The organism is Pseudomonas sp. 30_B (genome assembly GCF_017491605.1).
Lineage (GTDB): Bacteria > Pseudomonadota > Gammaproteobacteria > Pseudomonadales > Pseudomonadaceae > Pseudomonas.
Map to the genome: position 1 here is coordinate 1 of NZ_JAFGYY010000497.1, position 244 is coordinate 244.

Annotated in this window: 1 pseudogene; it reads right to left on the reverse strand. The window is 62.3% G+C overall.

Annotation, left to right across the window (positions count from 1 at the left end):
* Positions 1–244 (reverse strand): annotated as a pseudogene (locus J5M67_RS29230) (sulfatase-like hydrolase/transferase); the annotation flags it as partial.

The window sequence follows — 244 nt, forward strand, 5'->3', positions numbered from 1 at the left end:
GAGCTTCAGGTCGTCGAGGGTCTTGAGCAGTTTGCCGACGTCGCCGTCGTGTTCGAGCATGCCGTCGGCGTACTCGTTGCCGGGCATGCCGCTCTGGCCCTTCATCGAGTCGCGCACGTGGGTGAAGGCGTGCATGCGGGTGGTGTTCATCCAGACGAAGAACGGCTTGTCGGCCTTCACCTGCTTGTCCATGAAGTTGATGGCGGCCTGGGTGGTCTCGTCGTCGATGGTCTCCATCCGCTTC